This is a genomic window from uncultured Sphingomonas sp. (assembly GCF_913062585.1).
Classification (GTDB): domain Bacteria; phylum Pseudomonadota; class Alphaproteobacteria; order Sphingomonadales; family Sphingomonadaceae; genus Sphingomonas.
This window is the reverse complement of sequence record NZ_CAJXWX010000032.1, coordinates 1-21,757: the sequence shown is the minus strand read 5'-3', so window position 1 is coordinate 21,757 and position 21,757 is coordinate 1. Positions and strand designations below refer to the sequence as shown.

Here is a 21,757-nt window from a genome sequence, read left to right as displayed (position 1 = left end):
CAATAGCTATCGCGCGGGTCGTCCGTCTGCCGTCAGTTCGATCTGGTACAGCTTTCCGTCCCGGCGCCAGTAGATTTCATAATAGGCCGGGTTTCCGTGAACCCGCTCAATCAGCACTATGTGGCCGCTTCCGATAACGGTCGGCAGGGCGGCGCGGACGGCGGCGGGGAGGTCTCCGATGGAAATGCTGTGTTCGACCGCGAAAGCGCCATTGCCTTCGCGTTCGATCGCGGCGCGGGGCGTGCCGCCCCAATAAAACTGGAGTTCCGGCTCGTCGCCCGGGGCGACATAGGCGACCCAGGCCTGGTGGATCGACAGGATCCGTTGCCCCGACAGGCTGAACATCGCGACGCCCGACGCCACCATCGCCAGCAACCCGATCCGACGGAACAGGCTTTCGTGCATCAGCGCGAGCACCCGCTTGGAGGCGAAGGACGCGAGCACCGCCGCCGCAGCGACCAGGGCTCCCGCGATCCAAGCTGATCGTGGCAACAGCCCGAACGCCGCGTAGAGCGCAATCTTCAGCAGGTGGAGCAGCACCTCGTTCATCGCGCGGGTGGCGACGATCTCGTCTTTCGACAGGCCGATGCGATAATAGGCGCGGTTGAACACGACGCCGACCGCGCCGGTAAAGCCCGACAGCAGTCCCGCCGCGGCGCCCAGCCAGGGCAGGCGGTCGAGCGCTAAAGGCGGCTCCGATCCGGCGGGCGGTGTGCGGCGAAACAGGCTGGGCAGGTTGAGCAGCAGGAAACAACCAAGCAGGAACTCGACATAGACCGGCGGAAAGCGCGTGAGCAGCCATGCTCCGAGTGCAGCGGCGGGCAGGGCGGTGGGCAGGAAACGGCGCACCACGTCCCACCGGATGCGGGTGCGGAACAGCCAGATGCGCGACAGCGAACTGGCCGCCGTTCCGATCGATAGCGCGCCTGGGATCGACGCCACTGGCACGATCAGGCGAAGCAGTGGGACCAGGACCAGCCCGGCCCCGCCGCCCGCCACCGCACTGACGATGAACGCCAGAAAGGCGGCGAGGAAGACGAGGCCGACGATCATGCCGGAACAGCGCGCTCGTCCCGCGGCGGCAGTAGGCCGAGCAGGACCGGCAGGGCCAGCAGCACCAGCGGATATTGCAGCAGCAGTCCGGCGATGATCGCGATCGCCAGCGGTTGCTGGATTCCTGCGCCCTGACCGAGCGCCAGCGCCAGCGGCAAGAGCGTCAGGATCGCGGCAAGCGTCGTCATCGTGATCGGGCGCAGGCGATTGCGGCTGGCTTCGCGCGCAGCCTCACGCGGAGGAAGACGGTGCGCCAATTCCTCGTACTCGCTGACATAGAAGATCGCCATTTCGGTGCCGATGCCCAGGATCATCGTCATGCCCATGAGCGCGGTGATGTTGAGATCTACCCCGGTGATCCACAGCGCGGTGAACACGGCCGTGGTCGACAGCAGCGAACAGCCGATGATGACCAGCGGCACGCCCAGGCGGCGATAGAGGATCAGCAACAGGATGAACTCGGCGACCAAAGCGGCGAGGAACACCTTGAGAAGCCCGGCAAAGGCGATCTGCTGCTGCTGGTACAGGCCACCCAGTTCGTAGCGAACGCCAGGGGCCAGCACGCCGGGCCGGGCCAGCGCATGGGTGATATCGGCGATGGTCGCACCCAGCCCGCGGCCCTGGATGCGTCCCGTCACCGCGACCATCGGCTCCAGATTTTCGCGTGCGATCTGTGGTTGGCCGGTGACGACGCGCAGATCGGCGACACGCGACAGCGGGAAGACATGGCCATCGCCGCTGCGGATCGGCAGGCGTGCCAGTTCGTCGCGGGTGATCGTCATGGCATCGGGCAGGCGGATGCGCACGTCCATCGCCTTGGTCGGCAGCGCCAGCGACGTCGCGATCGTGCCGGTTAGCGCGGCATCGACTGCCGTCTGGACATCGGCGGGGGTGACGCCCTCGAACCCAGCACGGATCGGATCGATATGCAGGTCGATCGCATCGCCCGCCAGCTGCACCCCGTTCTTCACCTCGACGACGCCCGAGATTTTCTGGATCAGCGCGGCGACCTTCTGCGCTTGGTCGGTCAATATGCCGGGATCGGCGGAGAAGAGCTTGATCTCGATCGGCTGCGGAACTGCGGTCAGGTCGCCGATCAGGTCCTCCATCAACTGCGCCACCTCGACCTGAACGCCGGGCACCTTCGCGGCGACCTGATCGGCGATTATGGCGGCGACCTCTTCGGTCGCGCGAGCATGATCCGCCTTCAGTCGCACGAAATAGTCGCCGTGATAGCTCTGACCGAGATCGCCGCCGAGCCCGGTGCCGAGGCGACGCGAGAAGGTCAGCACATCCGGGTCGGCGCGGAGCAGCGCGTCGACCTGCGCCATGCGCCGCTCGGTTTCGATCAGAGAGGTGCCGGGTGGCGTGTAATAGTCCATCACGAACCCGCCCTCGTCCACCTTGGGCATGAAGCCCGTCGGAACACGGGTATAGCCGACATAGCCCAGCACCAGCAGCGGCACGGCGATGACCGCCAGCCACCACGGCCGGGCGACCAGCCTGTCCAGCGACCGGTCGTGCCAGCGCCCCAGCCGCCCCTGACCCGCCGCGTGCGGATCGTGCAGCGTGTCGAAGTTCACCAGCCGCCGGGTCAGCACCGGCACGACGAACGCCGTCATCGCCCAGGAGATGGCGAGGGCCGCCGCCATGGTGATCGACAGCGCCTGCGAAAATGCGCCCGTCACCCCGCTGAGGAAGGAGAGCGGCAGGAAGACGATCAGCGTCGCCAGGCTCGATCCGGTCAGCGGCGTCAGGAACTCGCGCGCGGCGGGCAGGACGGCGTCGCGGCCGGTCGGGGTTCCGTCGCTGGGCGGCGCGGCGGCGCGGCGAACGATATGTTCGACCATGACGATGACGTCGTCGATCAGCAGGCCGACGGCGGCGGCGATGCCGCCCAGTGTCATGATGTTAAAGCTCATTCCGAGCACGGTCAGCACCAGCACAGTCGCCGCCAGCGTCGCGGGAACCACGATCGCGGCGACCAGCGTGATCCGCCAGTTGCGCAGGAACAGCAGCAGCACGAGGGCGGCGAGGACTAGGCCGATCAGCACGGCATCGCGCACGCTGGCCACTGATTGCGTCACCAACTCGCTCTGGTCGTACCAGCTGACCAGCCGGGTGCCGGGCGGCAGGCGGGTCGCGGCCAATTTAGCCTGCACCTCGCGGGCGATGCGCACCGCATTGCCGTCGGGCTGTTCGTAGATATTGAGCAGCACTGCGGGCCGCCCATCCTCGCTGACGTGCAGCCATTGCGGCACCACCCCCTGCTGCACGGTGGCGACATCGCGGACATGCACGACGCCCGCCGCATCGGTGCGGATGACGACATCGCCGACCGCCGCGATGCCGGGCAGGCTGTGGTCGGCGATGACCAGCGACAGGCGACCACGATCCTGCACCCGCCCGACCGCGCTCAGCACGTTGCCGTTGCTGATCGCAGTCGCCACGTCGCTCATCGCCAGACCGTGGCTGGCGAGCCGGGCGGGATCGGCCAGCACCTCCACCTCGCCGGTGTCGCCGCCCTGCACCTCGACGCGGGCCAGGCCCTGGATACCGCTGAGCAGCGGCACGAGTTGATAGCGGGCGAAGTCCTGAAGCTGGACCGGCGAACTGGCGGGGGATTGGAGCGCATAGGAGATGATCGGAAAGACCGTCGGGTCCATCCGCCGGACATTATAGGTCGTGCCGGGCGGCAGGGTGCCGAGCGCGCGCGACATCGCCGCCTCGACCAGCAGCGTGCTAGCTACCATGTCGCGGCCCCAGCCGAAGTCGATCGAGATCTGCGCCGAGCCGCGGGTCGTTTCCGACCGGACGTCCTGAACGCCCTGCACGGCGCGCAACGCCTGTTCGACCGGCCGGGTGACGATCAGCGCGGTCTGGTCGGCGGGGCGCGATCCGGCATCAATGTCCACCAAGACGCGGGGGAAGGCGACCTGCGGGAATAGTCCGATCGGCAGCGAGAGGGCCGCCACCGCGCCCGCCAGCGAAAGCGCCAGCGCGACGACCATGATCGCCAGCGACTGGCGCCGCAGGAAGGTCGGATAGCTCATCGCGGCCGCTCGACCCGGACGGCATCGCCATCCGCCACCTGATACGCGCCGTCGACGATCACAGGTGCGTTGGGATCGAGCGCGCCGGTGACGAGATCGTCGGGCGTGCCGCCGACCGTGACGGTGACGGGCACCGCCTTGGCCTTGCCGTTTGCGATCTGGAACAGCTGCGCGTTGCCGTCGCTGGTCATCACGACGGCGCGGTGGGGGACCTGCCAGCCATCGGCGCTACCGGTGGCGATGGCGACCTTCATCGCTTCGCCGGACAGGATCGCGCCCGCCGGATAGGCGATATCCACATCGATCTGCCGGGTGCGCGGGTTCAGCACCGCGTCGATGTGCTGGAGATGGCCCGAGACCGGGGCGCCGCCGTCGAGTCGGGAGAGGGTGACGGGCGCGCCAAGGCGAAGTTCGGCGCGGCGGCCGGGGTCGACGCCTACGGTCACGATCAGGCCGCCTGCCCGTGCGATCGTCGCCAGCGCCTGGCCCGGCTGGGTGCGGTCGCCGAGTGCGACGGGCAGCGTCGCAACGACCCCGACAAAGGGCGCGCGCAGCACGGTGACGGTCGCGCTGGCACCGTCTTTGCGCAGCGCGGCCAGGGCAGCGCGGGCGTCGAGGACCGCCTTGTTCGCCTGGACGAGCTGGTCACGGGTGGCGAGCTGGTGGGCAAGAAGCTGGGCGGTGGTGGCGCGCTGTGACTCCGCCGCGTTCACCGCATCCAGCGCCTGCTGGTAGCTGCTGCGCGCCGAGGGGGCGAGGGTGAAGACCAGGATCGGCTCGCCCGCACGGACTTGCGCGCCCGCGACGACGTGGACCTGCGTGATCTGGCCCGGTTGCGGCATACTCAGCGTGGCGACGGCATTGCTGGCCGGGGTCGCCTCGCCATAAGCCTGGATGGTCCGGGTGGCTGAGCCGTGACGCGCGGGCACGGTGGTGACGAGGGTCGTCGGGGACGCGGTTGCTTCGGTATCGGACGCCTGCGACCCGCAGGCCGATAGGCCCAGCAGCAGGAGCGGCAACAGACCGTTCTTCGTCATCGTGCGGCGCCACGCGTGCCGGGATCGACGAGCCCCAGCGTCTCGACGCCGGGCAGGCCGAGCCCCAACAGGGTCGACACCGCCACCTGACGGTCCAGCAATGCAAGCCGAAGTGTCGCCAATTCCTGTTCCTTGGTGAAGCGGTTGGTGATGAGGTCGACATAGGCGCGCTCGTCCAGCGCGGCGGCGCCGAAGGCGGCGGCGGCGCGAGAGGCGGCGAGGCGCGCGGCGGGCAGGTCGCGTTCGACCAGGTCCAGCTGGCGTTGCAGCTGGGCCATCTCGTCCAGCAACGCCCCGATCTCGCCGGTCGCGTTGGTCAGGCGGGCGGCATATTCGGCCCGAAGCTGCGCGCGGGTGGCGCGGGCGATGGCGATGTTACCCTGGTTGTGATCGAACAAGGGCAGTCCGACCTGCGCATTGGGGCCGACATTGATGACCTTGGAACTGTCGCTGGATCCGGTGGCGCCGAGGATCAGGTCGGGGAATTGCGACAGGATCGCCGCGCGCAGCCCTTCGTCCTGCGCCGCATAGCCGAAGCGGAGCGCGAGCAGGTCGGGGCGCCGGTCGGCCAGCGTCGTCACGCCCGCCCGCGCCGCCGTCAGGTCGAAGGGCGGGAGGTCGACCGCAGTCCGGAGCGAGAGCGGCGCGTCGGGTGCAAGCCCGAGCAGCGCGTTGAGCTTGTGCCGGTCCTGCAATTGCGTCTGGTCGAGCGTCTGGAGCGTGGTGCGTGCCTGCTGGAAGCCGACCGCGCTCGGGGCTGCCGTCACCAGCGTGGCATTGCCCGCCGCCAGTGCCGCTTGCGTCACCCGCTGGCGGTGGCCGAGGATGCGCACGGCCTCGTCGAGCAGCGGCCGTGTCTGTTCGCGCGCGATGATGTCGACGGCCAGCTGGCGCGCCTGGCCCGCCACCTGCCATTCCTGCCATAGCAGGTCGGCGCGGACTTGACCGACGCTGTCGCGCGCGGCGCGGCGCTTGGGTTTGTAGACGAGCAGCGACTTGATGTCTTGTGCCAGCCCCAGGTTCCACGCGGGCACCGTCCCGGCACCGGCGACCAGCGGCAGCAATGCCCCGGTCAGCGATGGATTGGGCAGCACGCCCGCCTGAATGAGCTGAGCCTGCGCCACTCCGGCCTTTGTCCGCGCCGCGACCAGGTCGGGATCGCGCGCCACGGCGAGCGCGACGACATCGGCGACGCCCAGCGGACCGGCGGGATTATCGGCAGTCGCGGGCAGGGTCGCCGAAAGCATCGGGGCCTCGGCCAGCGGTGCAGGGCTGTAATGGGCGCAGGCCGTCAGGATCACGGCCAGCAGCGGCATTGTCCGGGATGGCGCACCCACGATCGTCTTGTCCCATTCAACCACGCCGGGTCGGCGCAGATGTGCCTTAGCCGCCGGATGTCCCGACCCGACATTGTGTCTTCCCAATGTTGCACGAACGGGGTGGCGTGGCGGGCCGGGGTTCGCGCAAGGGAGCGGCGAAGGAGACCATCCATGTTCTTGTCGCTTCGCGCCGCCATCCTCGCTGTCGCCATGATCGGACTTCCGGTCACCGCCGCTACCATTGCGGGCGATGCTCCCCGGTCGATTGCCGTGCCCGGCGATGGCGGATGGGATTATGCCCGCGTGGACGAGAAGGCGGACCGCCTTTACATCGCGCATGGCGATACGGTCGCGGTGATCGATCTGGCCAGCGGGCGTGCCCTAAAGCCGCTCGGGCCGGTGGCGCGTGCCCATGCCGTGGTGCCGCTCTCGAATGGCGAAGTCGCCGTGACGAGCGGCGATGACGACAGCGTCCGCTTCTTCGATCCCGCCTCCGGGCGGCAGATGGCCAGCGTCGGCGTTGGGCGGAAGCCCGATGCCGCGATCGTCGATCCGGCCAATGGCCATCTGTTGACCATGGATGCCAAGAGCGGCGTCGTGTCCGACATCGCCATCGGAACCCATCAGGTCGTGCGGACCATCAAGGTGGCGGCAGGCCTGGAATATCCGGCCATCGTCGGGCGGATCCTGTTCGTCAACAACGAGGACCGGGGCGAGATGGACGTGGTCGATCTGGCCCGGGGAGTTGCTGAAGCACCGATCGCCCTGCCCGGCTGCAAGGAGCCGAGCGGCCTGGGGCTGGACGCGCCGCATCACCGGCTGATCGCCGCCTGCGCCAACGGGATTGCAGCGGTCGTCGACGTGCCCTCGCGCCGCCTAGTCCAGCGCGTGGCCGTGGGGCGCGGGCCTGACGCGGTCATCATTGATGCCCGGCGGTCGCTAGCCTTGCTTCCGGCAGGCAAGGACGGGGTGCTCGACGTGTTGTCGACTGAGGGGCCCTCGGTCACGCATAAGCGCGCGATCCGGACGGAGGTGGGAGCCCGGACCGGTGCGCTGGATGCGCGGACCGGTCTGGTCTGGCTCCCCGTCGCACGCACCCTGCCTGCGGTCGGCGGCGCCAAGCCGCACGCCGTACCTGGCACCTTCCACGTCTTGGGCGTTGACCCGGCCTGATCGGTCGCGGAAACCCGGCGGATGCGAATCCTGCTTGCCGAAGACGATGGTGATACCGCCGCGCAGGTCGTTCGCGGCTTGACCGCGCTCGGCCATGTGGTGGAGCGTTTCGATGACGGGCGTGCGGCGCGCGACGCGGGATTGGCCGAAGCCTTCGATCTGGCCATCCTGGACCGGCTGCTTCCCGGCGTCGACGGCGTGGAGATCGTGCGCCATTGGCGGGAGGAGGGGAACCACGTGCCGGTCATCCTGCTTACCGCGCTGGGCAGCATCGCCGACCGGGTGACGGGGCTGGACGCCGGCGCAGACGACTATCTGGTCAAGCCGTTCGCGCTGCCCGAATTGTCTGCGCGGGTCAGCGCGCTGCTCCGCCGCCCGCCGATCGCGGAGGTGCCGACGCGGCTTCAGGTCGGCGATGTAGTGCTCGACGCGATGCGGCGCGAGGTCCGGCGAGGGGCCCGTCCGATCCGCCTTCAACCGCGCGAGTTCCGCATCTTGGAGGAACTGATGCGCCATGCCGGACGGGTCGTGACGCGCAAGATGCTGCTGGAAGCGGTCTGGGGGTTCCATTTCGACCCGCAGACCAACATCGTCGAAAGCCATCTCAGCCGGATGCGGTCCAAGCTGAATGAGGGCTTTGCCCATGACCCGATCGAGACGCTGCGCGGCGAGGGGTATCGGATGGGCGGCGATGCCTGACCGGCGGCGCAGCGCCGCCTATCGCATTGCGCTGACCCATTCGGCTGCGTTCGCGCTCGCCATCGCGATCCTCGGCGTGCTCGTCTATTTCGCCGCGGATGCTGCCTTCCGTCGGCAGCAAGACACCGCCCTGGCGGAGGCGAGCGCTGATCTGGTCCGACAATATCATGACGAGGGCGCGCACGAACTTGCCGAGGCGGTAGCGCATCGCGGGGGAGAGAACGGCGTCATCACCTTCGGCTATGCGCTGTTCGATAAAGCCGGTCGCCGCATCGTCGGGGATTTCGATCTGGCGTTGCCGCCGCCCGGTTATGCCGATGTGCCCTTTCACGATCCGGTCGAGGGCGATGATGACGCACGCGTCCTGACGACCCGCCTGCCGGATGGCACCTATCTGGTGGTGGGGATCGACTCGCAGGCGGTCGAGCAGCTGGACGGCGTGATCCTCAGCCTGTTCGGCGGCGCCTTCTTCCTCGTCCTGATGATCGGGGCAATCGCCGCGCTGGTGCTGGGCGGCTATCTTCACCGGCGCCTGGAACAGGTCACTGCGACAGCCGAGGCGATCATGGCGGGGGATGTCCGCCGCCGCGTGCCGTTTTCGCCGCGCGACGACGAGTTCGACCGCCTGGCGATTATCCTCAACAGGATGCTGGAGCGGATCGGCCGCCTGCTCGAAAACCTGCGCCAGGTATCGGCCGACGTCGCGCATGACCTGCGCACGCCGCTCGCCCGGCTGCGCGGCGACCTAGAACTGGCGCTGGACACGCGCGACCCCGACGCGCAGCGCGCCGCCATCGGCAAGGCCCTGAGGCAGAGCGACGCGCTGCTCGCGCTGTTCGGCGGCATCCTGCGCATCGTCGAGGTGGATGCGGGCGATATCCGGCAGGGCTTCGTGCGGATGGATATCGGAGCGCTGGCGGAGGATATCTGCGACAGCTATGCGCCCGCCGTCGCTGACGGCGGGCGCAGCCTGTCCTGCGATATCCAGGGCGGGCTGACGATCGCCGGCGACCGTGAGCTGCTGTCCCAGGCCCTCATCAACCTGCTCGACAATGCCCAGGCGCACACGCCGCAGGGTACGCATATCCGTGTCATTGTCGTACCCGAAGAGGAGGCGGCGGTCGCGGTATCGGTGATCGACAACGGCCCCGGCGTCGCCGAGGGTGATCGCGAACGCATCGTCGAACGCTTCGTCCGGCTCGACCGCACCCGCTCGGCGGCAGGACATGGCCTTGGCCTCAATCTGGTGGAGGCGATCGTGCGGGCGCATGGCGGCACCTTGACCATCGGCGATGCGAGGCCTGGGCTGGTGGTGACGCTCCACCTGCCGTGTGCCGCATAAGGTGGCGATCAGCTGATCCCCGCTGCCTCCATTTCGGCGCGGGCGGCGTCGAACTGGGCGCGGAACGCGGGCTTGCTCATCAATCGCTCGGCGATCACAAGCCCGAGCGCTTCCCCAGCCGTCACGTCGCTGCGCCAATGCTGTTCGCAGGTGATCCGCGTTTCGGCATAGGTGGCCGCCCGGGTGAGCAGGGCAGGCGCCTTGCCGGGCACCAGCCTCGCCAGCACGCCTGCCATCGCATAGGCGTTGGTCGTGTGGCCGCTGGGATAGCTCGACAGCGGTTCGTTGCCGGGTTTGCAGGTCTTCAGCGTGGGGTCGACGATCCAGGGGCGCGGCCGGGCGAAATGATCCTTGCCGCGTGCGATCACCTCCTTCTCGGTGGCGCGCACCATCGCCATCAGCCGCGCCGTGGCGGGCGGGTGCTACAGATCAAAACGCGGCCCCAGCACGCCCGCAAAGATCGTGGCGGTCGTCGTTTCCCCCGCCTCGCGGGCGGCCTTTGCCTGTTCGGACGAGCGCGACGTTTCGACCGCTTTGAGCTCAGCGATTTCGGCACTTGCCTGCGTGCTATCGCGGGCGGGCGGCGGGGGTACCATCGGTGGGAAGATCCGCTTTCGCTTGTGACTGTTCCCCGGCAGATGAACGAACGGCGGAATCTGGGAAGCCGGGTCGGGGCCCGAGCGTCGGAGTGTGGGTCTTTTGCTCGCCAGCATCCGGCCCTCATCTCTTTATAAGCGGGAGATTGCACCACCATCCCGCCTTGCCGAATGATTCGTAATTTCGTCAGCACGTTACGCTTGGCAGCGTCAAAGCCGCAGTTCAGCGCTTGAGATTGTTAACCCGCCCGGCGTAGAGGTGGACTGTTCGCCAGCAGGCGGACCGAGGCGTCAGAACCTTGTCGTTGAGTAGCCGAAGCCCGGCCCGAATTCTATTCGGCCGGGGAGCGGGTGTGCATGTCCAGGGCGCAAGCCTAAAGACACTCGCGCCTGTCTCAACGCAGGATTCTGAATCCCCGGCTCACGGGCCGGCACCGCCTCGTCAACAGGGGCGGTGCCGTCGGCTGGGGTCAGCCTGTCAGCACCGCGCGAACGGGGGTTCGGGCGTGAGTGCAGATCACAAATGCCGCAGCAGGCGGCTTGCCATCATCAGGAATTCGACCGCGGCAACGGCGGCGCTGTTGCTCGCCGCATGCGGCGGAGGCGGCAGTGGCGTGAACACGCCCGGCGGGAATGCGCCGCCAACCGGTACGCCTTCGCCAACCCCAGCGGCAACGCCAACGCCGTCTCCCACGCCAGCACCGACACCAACAACTGCTGACACCGCCGAATACCAGTCATCCGCCGCGGTGGTCAGCGCAAAGGCAGCCTATGCGTATGACCGCGGGATCACCGGCAAGGGCGTGACGATCGCGATCATCGACAGTGGAATCGTGCGGTCCTCGCCCGAGTTCGCCGGTCGCATCTCGGCCGACAGTGCCGGCTTCGAGCAGCGCATCGCCCGTTGCGCGACCTGTCCGGGCGAGACGGTGCCGCCCTTCGCGATCGACGACAATGATGGCCACGGCAGCAAGGTCGCCTCGATCGCGGCGGCGGCGCGCAACGGCTCCGGCATGCAGGGACTGGCACCGGATGCGACCATCCTCGCGCTCAAGGTGGCGGGGCCTGACCTAGACGGCGTGACGGCGGGCAGCACGACACCGATCCGCGAGGGTACGCAGCCGAACGCAGGTCTGATTGCACCGGCGCTGCGCGAAGCCATCGCCAGGGGCGCGTTCGTCACGGTGATGTCGCTGAACGGCTTCGGCGGCGGACAAGTCGCGACCGAGCAGCGTGCGGCGATGGACGGCTTGCGCGCCGCCGACCGGCTGCTGGTCGAGTCCGTCGCGAATGAGACCGGAAAGGACAGCTTCGCCGGCCAGTTTGCCGAGACCCTCGTCGGCAGCGACCGCGCCAACGCCGACTGGTTCCTGTTCGCGATCGGGGTGGACGCCAACGGCAACCCGCGTTCCGCCAATGGTAACGCAGGGGTGCTCGCCGACCGTATGATCGCGGCGGTGGGCGTGAACGTGCAGGCGGTCGACAAGGACGGCAGCATCACCACCGTCACCGGCAACAGCTTCGCGGCCCCTGCGGTCGGCGGGGCGGCGGCGCTGCTGAAACAGTATTGGCCGCAGCTCGGCGGCAAGGCGATCGCCCGTATCCTGCTCGACACCGCCACCGATATGGGCGCGCCCGGTGTCGATCCGATCTATGGCGCAGGGCTACTCAACGTCGAGAAGGCGATGCAGGCGCAGGCGCCTGCATCGTCATTCGCGGCGGCGCAGGCGGTGCTCGCCCGTTATTCATCGCTCGACGTCTCCGCACCGTTCGGCGGCTCGGCAACCGCGTCGATGATCGCGATGGCGGCGGGCAGCATGAGGGTGTTCGACCGCTACGGCCGCGACTTTGCTATGACGGGCGCGACCGGCATCCGTGCCTGGTCATCGGGGCTGCTGGCCGGCGGCATGACCGGGTCGGTCGATCCGCTGCCCGTCCGCCGCTGGTCGGCGAGCGAGGCACGGCTGGGCTTCGCCGGGCAGGACGCGGTCGGTCCATGGCAGGGCACGACAGCCAACCGACCGGCGGTGGCGAGCTTCTCTCCGGCAGCGGGGCAGACGGTGACGGTCGGCGCGAACACAGCGGTGGGCGGTAGCGGCTTGTCCCTCACCGGTTCCCCACTGCGCGGTGTGGTCGGCCAGCCCATTGGCCTGTGGTCGTCGTGGAGTGGCGGCGGCTGGTCGGCATCGTTCTCGTCGGGCTCGTCGCGCGACCGCAGCGCGGACCTGCGCGGCGTCACCTTCGCCACCCCGTTCGGCATCGGCCTGGAGGTAACCGACCTCACCGAGCACGGCCGGGTGCTGGGGTTCGGCGGTGGCATGGCTGCATCGGGCTTGCGTGGCGGTCGGACGACGCTCACCACCCTCGTCGCACGCCGCACCGTGGCGGGTGTCTCGCTCACCGCGCGGGCTACAACGGGAAGCACCAGCGTCGACGGTGGTGGCGACGGCCCGATCCGCTTCGACGGTCGCATCGTCAGCACCGCCTTCGCGGTAGAGGGCGCGCGTCCGCTGTTCGGCGGGTTGGCGACGCTCGGGCTGTCGTCGCCGTTGCGCGTCGAGCGGGCACGGGCGTCGCTGCTGGTGCCGGTCGCGTACGACCTGATGTCGGGTGTGCTCGCCGAAGAGGGCCGGACCTTCGACCTGTCGCCGACGGCGCGGGAACTCGATCTGGAGTTCGGCTGGTCGACCGCGCTGGCGTCCACCTCGACGCTGCGGGTCGGCGTCGCGCGGGCTTTCGACGCCGGTCATGTCCGCGGCGCGTCCGACGTCGCCGCCTTCTTCAATTTCGTCGTCCGCTGAACCGCAAGGAACACCCATGTCCAGATCCACTGCAGTGCCCGCCTCTGTCCTGCTCTTCGCCGCCGCCACGGGCTTGAGCGGGTGTGGCAATTCCAAGGCCCCGAGCAAGGCGGCGTTCGCCGCCGCGCTCGAACCTGTCGTCCGCGACGTCTTCTGCCACCCCATCGATGTGATGCGGTACGAGGTCGAAGGCGAGCCCGGCGGATCGGGGTTTCCGATCGTCACCTCGCCGAAGCCGACGCTCGCGGGGCCAGGTTCTGATGGAAAGGCGGTCGCGATGCTGGACGGTCTGGCCGGCGTCGGGCTCGTCACGCGCACGACGTTCGAGAAGCCGGCGCGGTGGAGCGGGTCAACCAACGCATTCGTGCGGCAGCCGCTGATCTCCTACGCGCCGACGCCGAAAGGCGCGCCCTATCTGCATACGGTCGAGCGCAAGGCCACGAACGCCATGGTTTCGGTGCCGTACTTCTGCCTGGCAAAAGGCGAGGTTGTCGACGTGGTGCGCTGGACCGAGCCGACCGACTTCGCCGGTCATCGGGTCAGCCAGGTCACCTACACCTATCACGGCGTCGATCCGATCCCGGTCATGCCGCCGGCGGAACAGGCGCGCATCGCCGAGCCGAAGGAATCGACGATGCCGTTCGAGCTGCAGAGCGACGGCTGGCGACCGATGCCGCGCTGACGATCGACGTGACCATCACCATCCCATCCATTTCGGCCAACACCATGACCCGAGCGCCGAGCGCCGGGTCGTCAAGGAACACCATGATGAAAATGACCAATGCTGCTGCCATCGGTGCCGTGATGGCGTTGTCGCTCGCCACCGCTCCCGCCATGGCGCAGAAGGCGCGATTGGCCGCACAACCCGCGTCTTCCGCTACACCGCTGGCGATGGACGTCGCCGGCGTTCGCCTCGGGATGCCGCTGGCCGCGGTGCAGGCAGCGCTGGCGGGGACCTACCGTTGCTCGACCTACCAGTCGGCCTCGTTCCGGCAACTCGTCGAGCGAGAGGTCCGCAAGCGCAAAGGCATCCCCGATGGCTTCGGCCCTGATGGCACTGCCGTTGGAGACCTGACCTGCCAGGGTCCTGCTGGTGAATATCTCCGCCTGTTCATGGCGCAGACGCCGGCGGGAGAGATCGTCGACCGGATCGACCTGACGGTGTCGACCAAACGCGTTGATCTGGCCACGCTGGTCGGCCAAGTCGAGGCCAAGTACGGGCGGCCAACTGAGGGCGTCCCGTCGAACGGATCGTGGTGCATCACCCGATGCGGCGGCGATCTGACCATGGAGCCCGATCCGCGCATCACCGTCAGGTCCGACGCCTGGTCCCTCAAGATATTCGGCACCCGGGGAAGCAACGCGCGTCTTGCCGATGAGGCGGCGGTGAAGGCGGCCGCCGCGCGCGAAGCACCGGCTGCGGCGCGCGGCGCCTTTTGAGGTCGGGCATGATCACGGCCGCGGTATCGCTTCTCGCGCCCGTAGCCGCGTTGTCGCTGTTGGCCACCGCGCCAACGCTCGCGAACATGCCGGTAGGCGTCCCGCGAAACGGCGTCGGGGCCACTGAGCCCGTAGCACCGCTGCGGCCGCTCTCGATGGCGATGGTCATGAAGGCGGGAGCCGCGGGGACCGGCTGCTCGTGGTCGTTGGCGAAGGACAGACGCATGCGCTTCGCCGCGGCCGACGACCGTGCCGTGGTCCGTCTCGACAGCGGCATGGTGCACCTTCGGCCTGCGGCTGGCGCTGGCGACCTGTTCCCGTTCACCCATGATCGCTGGGTCGGCGACAGCATCACCGTGACGGTGACATCCGTCGGTCGATCGACATGGCGGGGCACCGAGGTGAACGAGGGGGCGGCCGATATCGACGTTCGCACTGGCGACCGTCGATGGGTCGTGCGGGGGGCGCCTGACCTGCGGATCCTGACCCTCGCCGATCAGGATCGAAGGTCGTATGCCCTTCAGATCCGATAGGAGAAAACAGAAGAGGCCCGGGCAAGATTTTAAGGCGCAACAGCGCAAAAAGGTGGTGACCACCTTTTTGCGGGGACTGACCGACCGCAGTTCGGAGACATCCCCCATGTCCTCCACCTTCGGCTCCGGAAGGCATTTTTGTTCGAGGGCAGGGGGCGCCCCCTTGAGAATGGGGCAGCGCCACGAGACACTATACGCCATGACCAGCGGTGCCGACCCACAACCTGCCTATCCGCAATATGCGCATCAGCTGCAGGCGCTGCTACGGCGGCTGGCCCGCGAGGATCGCGAGGCGATCGGCGCGAATTTGCGACGCGGCGGCTTCGGCAAGCGGGAGATCGAGCCCGGGCCAGCTGTCTCACCTGGTCGCGTGCGGGGAACATCCGACGCCGGCTCGCATACGCAATCGCCCTCGCGCGAAGCCACGGGAACGCGCCGACGTATCACCGATGCGGGCGGCAATGGTGGGCGGACGACGTCGGTCGACTTCTCGCGGACCAGCCCGCTTTCGCTGAGCCCGCGCCAGACCGGGCCTGTGCGAATCCCGCATTTCGACATGGTGCGGATCAGTCGCACCGTCGTTCCCCGCGCTAAGGATGGCCGTACTCACCCGCGCTATCCCGACCGAAGCGGCATCGCCGCGGCCCACCACAGCTATGTCACCCGCGGCGGCGTCGCCGACTTCGAAACCCATCTCGACTATATCACCCGTACCACCGCCGTGGAGAAGAATGACACCGCGCGGCTGATCGACATGCTCGACATGGACGAAGATCGCCGGCTGCAGAATCACCTCGCCATCATCAGCAACATCCCCGGCGGGCGCGAGCGGGAACGCAGCCTGTTCGAAGCGGTCGAGCGCTGCGAGCGGCAAGCCAAGGGCGGGACGCTGTACGTCTCGACCCAATATGCCGATGACTGGATGCTGCTGGCCACCCGGCAAGATGCGCCGGGATGGGTGCGCAAGGCTGCGGTGACGCTGCAGCAGAAGCGGCTCGCCCAGGAGGCGAAGGCGAAAGCTGAAGGCAAGGCCTTTCTCGACGCCATCGTCGACATCGCCAAGGTCAACCTGGAAGATGCCTATGACCGGCTGGTGTGGTGTGATGACCAGCCTGGCTTGCCCGCGGCTGCGCGACCGAACTGGAAGGCGGGACCATGCGGGCGCACCCAGACCCGCTTCGTCGGCGAGTTTCCACGCGGACTGAAGCCAGCCGAGCGGCGCCTGGTGCTCGAACGTTTTTGTGAGACGCTTAACGCGGAAGGCTGGATGTACGTCGCCGCGATCCATCGCCCTGATGCGACGAACGACCCCGACAACTTCCACTTCCACATCGATGGCTATGATCGGCCGGCACGCTGGCTGACGGCGAAGGAGATCAATGACGAGCGCAACCCCCGCAAGCCGGTCGAAGGCGAGGGTTGCTGGGATTTCGAATATTCCGAGCGCAAGCGGAACGGCAAGTTCTGTTACCCTTATCGCCAGGACAAGATCGCAGAGCCGACCCGGGACGTGCCGAAGGACGGCGAAAAGGCCGTTTCCCATTTTGTGGCTGGTCGACGCTACGTCAAAGCGTTGCGCAAGCGCTATGTCGACATCGTCAACAAGGTCGTGGATGGTCGGGCTGGGAGCCCCATCTACGCGCCGGGGCCTTATCGGGATGCCAGGATTCGGCTGACACCGATGGAGCATCTCGGCTCCGCCATCACCGCCAGCGAGGCCAGGGGCGATGTAACGGCTGCTGGAACCCGAAACGCCCATATCCGGTTCAATGATGAGATGCGGCTGCTTCTGGAGCAGGCCGATTTCGACCGGAATGAGAATGGTTTGAAGGCCGCGATCCCACTCGGTCGACGGGCTTCAGCCGCTTCCCTGAAGGCGACTGCACACTGGCGGCAACTCGCAAACGCCGCCGTAACGCGGCGCTGCCAGGCGGGGCTGGTCGCCATCGTCGAGCGGATGGTGCGCTCACGCGCCGAGACGGTGCTGCGTGTCGGCACCGCAAGTCTAAAAGTCCAGGACGAGGCCCGCGCGTGGCTGGGCGAAATCGACGCCATCGTGGCACCGACCCCTCAGCAGGTCCGCGCGGCGGCCCGGCTAAAGGACCTCGACGGCAAGGTCGAGAAGGCGTGGGCTGAGGTTGTCGCGGCCACGGGCAATGGGCGTGAACGGCTGCGATACGTACCAGCCGATCACGCCAAGCTGGCGCCCCTTAATCCGATCTCGCCGGCCTATCGACCGCAGGTCGAAAAGCGCCTGCACGCATGGCTGATCAAGCATCGCCGAAGCCATGAACACCTGCGTTTCGTCTCGGGCGGATATGTAATCGACAAGACGGTCCCGCTCGCGATCCACCGGTTGTTCCGCCTGCTCGGCGACGAACCTGAAATCCAGAAGTTGCTGTTGGCCGAGCGCGAGCGTCGCGAGATCGCGGCGGCATCGGCAGCTGTGTCCCGTGACCTGATGCATCAGGACCATGGCGGCAGATCGGTCCTGCTCGGCGAGGGATTGGGGCACGCGCTCACCGTCGCGGATCGTGGTGCCGACGGCGGACAATCACGCACGCTGGCAAATATCGACAGTCTGCAGGATGTCGAACTGCTGCAGACGCTGTCGACAATCCAGGCCAAGCGCCGACGCAAGGCGACGGGTGCACCGCCTGCTGGCCCCGAAGAGCTCGCCGCCACGTCGCCCGTAGACGTTCCGAAGCCATCGCCCGCCGATCCTGCGTCGAGAGGCAAGTCGAGCGGCTTGCTCGGGCAGGCGGTCGCAGCCGTTGGCGACCGGCAAGCGGCTCATCCTCAATCCGGTATGTCGGGTGGAAAACGACATACCGGAAGCAGAGGCCCTGCCGTTGGCGTGACAAGCCAGACGAGTAAGAAAGGACAGGAAAGATAGGCGCTGCAGTAAGGGGGAAGCTGGGCTTTTGAGCCGCTGAAGATCGATGAAAAAGATTGGAGGTGCTTGTCCGGATCGCTCGGTCCGCGACCCTTAAGCTTCGGAACCACAATGGATTTCCTGACTACCCCCGTGCACTCGCTCCCGCACGTGCTTCTTCACTATATCGCCTCCGGGTTCGGCAAGCCCGAGGTGCCCATCCTGGTTTCGGGCGGCGGTATGCCCGCCGACAGCGTTCTGTACGACGCCCAGTCGGTCGTCGTGGCGCTGACCTGTGTCGCCGCACCCATGTTCCGCAGCAAGATCGAACGGCTCGCGGCCGATCAGTCGATCGACGTCATGCTGGTGCGCTGCTGCCTGACCGGCGGTGACCTGCTGCCGGTGTCGATCGATGTCGTTTTGGCGGGCGGTGGCCTCACCACCTTCAAGCTGGAGGACCTAGCACTTTACCGCCATGATGATGGCGGCCTGTGGCTGGTGCCGTTCGGGTTCGGCGGGGCGATCCGGCTGGAGGCGCACGGCCTCGAACTCTATCTGGTGCCGCCCTACGCAACGCTCGCCGAACGCGCCGACGGCATCTACCGCGCTGCGTCCGATCTGGCCGAACGCCTCTACCCGCAAGGTGCGTTCTGATGCGGACCAAGGCCAAGCGCGCAGCGGCAACACCCAGCGTCGAGGTCAACCCGGGCTGCCTGCCGGATCCGGCGAACCCGCATAGCTGGCTGGTACTGACCGGCGATGACGCCGATCGCGATGCGACCCGTGTCATGTATGGCTGCCTGCGCCCCAGCTTTCGCGGCCACCTGAACAGCGCGGCGGCTTTTGCCGCTGCCAAACTGACCGTTGGTGCGCCACCCGACACGCCGCCATGGACGCTGACCGCCGCACGCGCCGAGGTGTTGCTGCCGCCGGGGGCCGATGACCGGCTGTCCGACCCGCGTATCCTGATGGAGACGGTCGACGCAGAACTGCCGGTCAAGGCCAAGGCGCTGCTCGCCTATCTGACCTTCACCTTCCCAACCGCGCGACTGCATGAGCAGTATGAGCTGGTCCGCGCCTTCACCGGCCGGTGGATCGTCGATCCGTTCGAGGTCGCCGCATTGCTGGTCCAGCATGCCCCCCACCGGGCCGGCAGCGCCAGCCCGCCGCATGTTCATGTTCTCCTTGCTGGACCCAGGCGATTGACGCCGCTCGGCTTTGGCGAATGGGTGACGCCGCTTGCCACCGACAAGGCCCATGCCCTGGTCGGCAACGCCTTTCGCCAGTTCCAAGCCGACTGGCGGCAAGCCTGACCACGCCGGCGCACCAACACCATCATCGGGAAACATCATGAACGATAACGAACCCTGGCCGCGGATCGGCCAGGCGATGAACTCGCACGTCGTGCGGACACTGGCGCAGGCAGCGGGGTGGCGGCTGACCGACATGCCGGCCGACCTCGGCCTGCCGCTCGCCGGCTGCCTGTACAGCGAGGCGAACCACCTGCTGGTCACGACGATGAACGGCAATCTCGCCGCGTCCATCGCCGTGATGGACAGTGCGCTGCTCGCGACCCGGTCGGATGCGCTGATCGTGAGGACACCGTCGGCGGACGCGATGCCGGGCTTCGCCCTGGGCCTGTGGCACAGCGGGCGGGTCACCTGGCACTGGATGCTGACGCTTTGGGTCGATGTCGACGCTGGCCTGTGGCTCGTGCCGACACCGGACAAGCGGGATGGCACCGCTGCTTCGGGGTTCCGGCTGACGGCGCGCCATCTTCGGGTTGAAGAAGTGCCGTGGCGAACGGCGCACGAACGCGCCGACGGATTGGTCCGGGCCATCCGCCTGTTGGTCCACGGCGAGCGCGGCACGACATCCGGCCCTGCGGGCGGGGAGGATCGGTCATGACGGTGCCGATGCCGCGCCTGCTGCGGCAGGCGTGCTGGGCGCTCGTCATCGCCTTTCCGCTGCTCGTGCTGGCCGGCCAGCACTGGCAGCACGCGGCGGCGGGCCCCGGTACACGAGGCGTGACGGCGGTCGCCGCCGTCATCTGCCCGGCGGCCGTCGAGCCGGTCCTAGCGGTGCGCGTCGCCGACGGCGCGCACGCGCTCGACCGCGCCGTTCTGCGGCGGATCGTGGTGCAGCTTCACATAGGACCGGGGTGCTCAGTCCCGGTTGAACCGCCCGCCGTGCGGGCCGATCGATGGCGCGATCACGGTGGAGGGGAGAAGAAGAGGGGGATGGGCAAGTCGATGTGATCCCCGTGGTGGGGATGAAACAAGGAAGACAGACCATGAACCCCGACCAGACCGCCCATGTCCGCGCCCATGTCGCTGCCGTTTCCAAGCTCCTGCTCGGCAACAAGATCATGAACCCCGGCCTGATGATCATGGCCGGAGGTCCGCTCGATCCCCACCAGCGAATTGCGTTTGGTCGCACAGCGGTCGAAGCCCAGGTCGATCTCATCTATCTCGAATTCGCCGTCGGCGAAGACGACGTCCCCGTGATGACCGGAATCACCGTCATGCTGCCGCGCGACACCATCTGCTATGTCTCGACGGGATGCCGCCTGTCGCTCGTCCCCGGCAAGGCTCGCGCGGTGATCGTGCCGCAGGACGGGGCTCAGTCCCACTTCAAGGTACTGCCGGGCGAGATCGTGCAGGTGCGGGGGCGGCCGGCCTCGCTGGCAGCCGGATGTGACCGCGCGACCGCGAAGCTGGCGATGCTCGTTCGCGATGGCGCTGACCTAGGAAACCAAGTCAATCTGCAGACGTGGTGCTGATAGTTCAGAGGTTGCCATGCAAAAGGCGGCAACCTCTTCAACCCAGCTCAGCTGCCTCGGCCTTGCCATCACGGGCTGCGTGCATTTCCGAATAACGGCCTCGAAAGTCGTTATCGAAAGGGATCATATCCTGGTATGATGAGACCCTTCTGTAAGGCGATGATTGGGACTTTGCTGCCGTTCGCCTGCGGCGTGTCGAACGGCGCCTCTTGTCAGAAGCCGACGTTGAACGTTCGCCCGTTCGGCATCTGGGAACGTCGAAAGCTGGGCCGTCTTCCACCTGTCAGCATTCAGGCGGAGCGCTTCGAAAAGCTGACATTTGATAGAGCCATCGCCGGGCCAGCAGTCACTGGTATACCGACCCTTCCGAGTTTCAGCATTCCCGATGGTTGTAGATCATTCACGCGTCCGCGCCGGCTCCCCAGTTTGAAACGGGAAGCAGGCGATCAACATCAAGCACTCATGCGCTGAATGTAGAAGGCCATCGGCACCATCGGCAGGTGATGCTCAGAACTCGACATAAGCAGCAGGCGATTAATCGTATTGTCCTGGATGCCCGTCGGCGCGAAAACGCAGGAGATTCTGCCGTCATTTCCGACGTCTCCCCGCTTGCGAAGCGCGTTCTGGGCGGCTGTGTGCGTGCTGACGAACCGGGAAGCAAGCCCCGCCTCGAAATTCGGCCGGGGACCGTGATCTTCGACAGCGGCAAGATATCGGAACATCTCGCCGAACAGCTTATGATAGCCCGACAATATGCCTTCCCGCGCCAACTGGATGATGCGATCCGGGTTGTCGGGGAACAGAAAGGTGGCGTCAGCGAATTTCTCGGCGAGCTGCCTGAGACGAGCCGGCGGCGCTCCTGCCCTCGGTCGCGCCGCGCGAAGAATCTCCCGCCAGCGGAAGGCGCTGTCGGTCACGATGGAGGCCCCGGTCGCCTGTGCCAGATACATGGCGATCTCGAAGTTTGGCTTCATCTGGGTCGTGTCCGTCAACGTGGTGTAATTTCAGGTGTGCCACCGGGCCGCATCGTTCAGGCGGCCTTGGGTGTAATCTG

Annotated in this window: 20 protein-coding genes; 14 read left to right on the top strand and 6 right to left on the bottom strand. The window is 67.4% G+C overall.

Going from position 1 to position 21,757, the window contains the following annotated elements:
* Positions 1-6: 6 nt before the first annotated feature.
* From QZ546_RS16460 to QZ546_RS16445, 4 genes are read right to left on the bottom strand one after another with little or no spacing between them, the layout of a single operon-like run.
* Positions 7-1,053 (bottom strand): sulfite exporter TauE/SafE family protein, encoded by a 1,047-nt coding sequence (locus QZ546_RS16460; protein ID WP_017978507.1) that lies wholly within the window; start codon positions 1,051-1,053, stop codon positions 7-9.
* Complete coding sequence (locus QZ546_RS16455; protein ID WP_017978508.1) at positions 1,050-4,106, bottom strand: efflux RND transporter permease subunit; 3,057 nt, start codon at positions 4,104-4,106, stop codon at positions 1,050-1,052. The genes QZ546_RS16460 and QZ546_RS16455 overlap by 4 nt, the downstream gene beginning before the upstream one ends.
* Entirely contained in the window at positions 4,103-5,143 is a 1,041-nt protein-coding gene (locus QZ546_RS16450) for an efflux RND transporter periplasmic adaptor subunit (protein WP_017978509.1), read from the bottom strand. Before QZ546_RS16450 ends, QZ546_RS16455 begins: the two co-directional genes overlap by 4 nt.
* The gene (locus QZ546_RS16445) at positions 5,140-6,459 is read right to left on the bottom strand and encodes a TolC family protein (protein ID WP_017978510.1); all 1,320 of its coding nucleotides are present in this window, start codon (positions 6,457-6,459) and stop codon (positions 5,140-5,142) included. The genes QZ546_RS16450 and QZ546_RS16445 overlap by 4 nt, the downstream gene beginning before the upstream one ends.
* Positions 6,460-6,633: 174 nt before the next feature.
* On the opposite strand from QZ546_RS16445, the gene QZ546_RS16440 reads away from it, so the two are divergent.
* From QZ546_RS16440 to QZ546_RS16430, 3 genes are read left to right on the top strand one after another with little or no spacing between them, the layout of a single operon-like run.
* A complete protein-coding gene (locus QZ546_RS16440) occupies positions 6,634-7,635 on the top strand; it encodes a YncE family protein (RefSeq protein ID WP_017978511.1) in 1,002 nt (333 codons plus the stop codon).
* A 21-nt stretch (positions 7,636-7,656) separates the two neighbouring features.
* Positions 7,657-8,334: a response regulator transcription factor gene (locus QZ546_RS16435; protein ID WP_017978512.1), complete on the top strand. Its 678-nt coding sequence runs from the start codon at positions 7,657-7,659 to the stop codon at positions 8,332-8,334.
* Positions 8,327-9,676 (top strand): HAMP domain-containing sensor histidine kinase, encoded by a 1,350-nt coding sequence (locus QZ546_RS16430; protein ID WP_017978513.1) that lies wholly within the window; start codon positions 8,327-8,329, stop codon positions 9,674-9,676. Before QZ546_RS16435 ends, QZ546_RS16430 begins: the two co-directional genes overlap by 8 nt.
* Positions 9,677-9,684: 8 nt before the next feature.
* Here the strand turns inward: QZ546_RS16430 and QZ546_RS16425 are convergent, their stop codons facing one another.
* A complete protein-coding gene (locus QZ546_RS16425; RefSeq protein WP_017978514.1) occupies positions 9,685-10,074 on the bottom strand; it encodes a phosphatase PAP2 family protein in 390 nt (129 codons plus the stop codon).
* Positions 10,075-10,795: 721 nt separating this feature from the next.
* Here QZ546_RS16425 and QZ546_RS16420 point away from each other — a divergent pair.
* The 11 genes from QZ546_RS16420 to QZ546_RS16370 all read left to right on the top strand — a co-directional run bounded on the left by QZ546_RS16420 (position 10,796) and on the right by QZ546_RS16370 (position 20,703).
* Positions 10,796-10,993 (top strand): hypothetical protein, encoded by a 198-nt coding sequence (locus tag QZ546_RS16420; protein WP_167692814.1) that lies wholly within the window; start codon positions 10,796-10,798, stop codon positions 10,991-10,993.
* 28 nt (positions 10,994-11,021) lie between these two features.
* Entirely contained in the window at positions 11,022-13,073 is a 2,052-nt protein-coding gene (locus tag QZ546_RS16415) for a S8 family serine peptidase (RefSeq protein ID WP_017978517.1), read from the top strand.
* 16 nt (positions 13,074-13,089) lie between these two features.
* On the top strand, positions 13,090-13,755 hold the full coding sequence (locus QZ546_RS16410; protein ID WP_231292003.1) for a hypothetical protein: 666 nt from the start codon (positions 13,090-13,092) through the stop codon (positions 13,753-13,755).
* An 8-nt stretch (positions 13,756-13,763) separates the two neighbouring features.
* On the top strand, positions 13,764-14,513 hold the full coding sequence (locus QZ546_RS16405; RefSeq protein WP_145957865.1) for a hypothetical protein: 750 nt from the start codon (positions 13,764-13,766) through the stop codon (positions 14,511-14,513).
* Positions 14,514-14,521: 8 nt separating this feature from the next.
* A complete protein-coding gene (locus tag QZ546_RS16400; RefSeq protein ID WP_017978520.1) occupies positions 14,522-15,046 on the top strand; it encodes a hypothetical protein in 525 nt (174 codons plus the stop codon).
* Positions 15,047-15,245: 199 nt separating this feature from the next.
* Positions 15,246-17,942 (top strand): hypothetical protein, encoded by a 2,697-nt coding sequence (locus tag QZ546_RS16395; protein ID WP_017978521.1) that lies wholly within the window; start codon positions 15,246-15,248, stop codon positions 17,940-17,942.
* Between the two features lie 111 nt (positions 17,943-18,053).
* The gene (locus QZ546_RS16390) at positions 18,054-18,575 is read left to right on the top strand and encodes a hypothetical protein (RefSeq protein ID WP_017978522.1); all 522 of its coding nucleotides are present in this window, start codon (positions 18,054-18,056) and stop codon (positions 18,573-18,575) included.
* Positions 18,575-19,234: a hypothetical protein gene (locus QZ546_RS16385; protein WP_017978523.1), complete on the top strand. Its 660-nt coding sequence runs from the start codon at positions 18,575-18,577 to the stop codon at positions 19,232-19,234. The genes QZ546_RS16390 and QZ546_RS16385 overlap by 1 nt, the downstream gene beginning before the upstream one ends.
* Before the next feature lie 37 nt (positions 19,235-19,271).
* Positions 19,272-19,829, top strand: coding sequence for a hypothetical protein (locus QZ546_RS16380; RefSeq protein WP_017978524.1), 558 nt, complete (start codon positions 19,272-19,274; stop codon positions 19,827-19,829).
* Positions 19,826-20,179 carry a hypothetical protein gene (locus QZ546_RS16375; RefSeq protein ID WP_017978525.1) on the top strand — a complete coding sequence of 118 codons (354 nt, stop codon included), beginning with the start codon at positions 19,826-19,828 and terminating at the stop codon, positions 20,177-20,179. The genes QZ546_RS16380 and QZ546_RS16375 overlap by 4 nt, the downstream gene beginning before the upstream one ends.
* Positions 20,180-20,214: 35 nt before the next feature.
* Positions 20,215-20,703, top strand: coding sequence for a hypothetical protein (locus QZ546_RS16370; protein ID WP_017978526.1), 489 nt, complete (start codon positions 20,215-20,217; stop codon positions 20,701-20,703).
* Positions 20,704-21,155: 452 nt separating this feature from the next.
* On the opposite strand, the gene QZ546_RS16365 is transcribed toward QZ546_RS16370, so the two are convergent.
* Complete coding sequence (locus QZ546_RS16365; RefSeq protein WP_294239943.1) at positions 21,156-21,695, bottom strand: hypothetical protein; 540 nt, start codon at positions 21,693-21,695, stop codon at positions 21,156-21,158.
* Positions 21,696-21,757: the final 62 nt, after the last annotated feature.